The organism is Pseudoroseomonas cervicalis ATCC 49957 (assembly GCF_000164635.1).
In the GTDB taxonomy this organism is placed as follows: Bacteria; Pseudomonadota; Alphaproteobacteria; order Acetobacterales; family Acetobacteraceae; genus Pseudoroseomonas; species Pseudoroseomonas cervicalis.
The window spans coordinates 1-1,124 of the sequence record NZ_GG770819.1 but is presented as its reverse complement, the minus strand read 5'-3'; the positions used below and the strand labels follow the sequence as shown (position 1 = coordinate 1,124).

Annotated in this window: 1 protein-coding gene; it reads left to right on the top strand. The window is 71.9% G+C overall.

Annotated elements, in window-relative coordinates:
- Positions 1–33: 33 nt before the first annotated feature.
- Positions 34–1,124 (top strand): polysaccharide pyruvyl transferase family protein (locus tag HMPREF0731_RS19310; protein WP_007005893.1); only part of this gene is annotated, 1,091 nt, incomplete at its 3' end.

Sequence of the window (1,124 nt, the reverse complement as noted above, 5' to 3'; positions counted from 1 at the left end):
CCCCGGCCAGACCGCCCACCGACCGGAGTCCGCATGCCCGCCATCAAGGTCACCTATCTGACGCTGCCCGACAAGGTCGGCGAGAATCTGGCCAATGTCGGCGACCGCGTGATCTACCGCGGCGTGCGCAACATCCTGCGCGCCGCGATCGGCCCGCATGAGGAGGCGGTGCGCTACCTCTCCGACGACGCGCCGCTGCCGGCCGACACCGACATCGCGGTGATCTGCGGCACGCCGCAGATCGCCCATACCGGCGAGATCAGCCAGAACATCCGGCGCATCGCCGCGATCGCCGAGAGCGCGGTGCCGGTGAAGCTGAACCTTGGCGCCGGGGCGTTCTATTTCGACGCCTTCGGGGCCGACCGCGCGGCGGCGGACGCCGATTTCGCCGGGCGCGTCGCCGCCGGCCCCTCGGGGCCGTATTACCGCCGCTACGCCGGCTTCGACCTGATGACCTGCCGCGACCGGGGCGGCGCCGCGGTGATGCAGGGGCTCGGCATCGCGCATGAGGCGCTGCCCTGCCCGGGCTTCTTCTCGGCGCTGTTCGAGCCGCGGCCGCTGTTCCGCCGGCCGCAGCAGCTGGTCTCGGTGCTGAACGGCACGGCGAGCTTCTGGAACCGGGTGGATGCCGATGTGCACGGCTTCTACCGCCGCATGTGGCAGGCCGACCCGAGCCGCATCTTCATCGCGCATGACGAGCAGGATGTGCAGATGCTCGACGAGCTCGGCATCCCGCATGTCGTGTTCGAGGATGCCGACCCGTTCATCCGCTACCTGGCCACCGCCGACAGCCTGGTGACGCTGCGCGTGCATGGCGCGCTGCCGGCCTGGACGCTGGGGCTGGACGTGACGCTGCTCGGCCTCGACCGGCGGGCGCTGCTGGGGCAGGATTTCGGCGCGAATTTCCGCGTCGTGCCGCTGCGGCACGAGAATGATTTCCGCACCGTGCTGGAGAACCCCTCGGGCCAGGCGGCGGCGAGCGAGGCGGAGCGGCGCGACTTCTTCGGCCGCTACCTGCCGCGCTATGTCGAGCTGATCCGCGCGGCGGTGGAGCGCAGGCTGGGGCGGCTGCCGCCGCTCGGCGTGCCGCTGCACGGGTGCGGCGAGCCGGAGGCGGCGGAGCC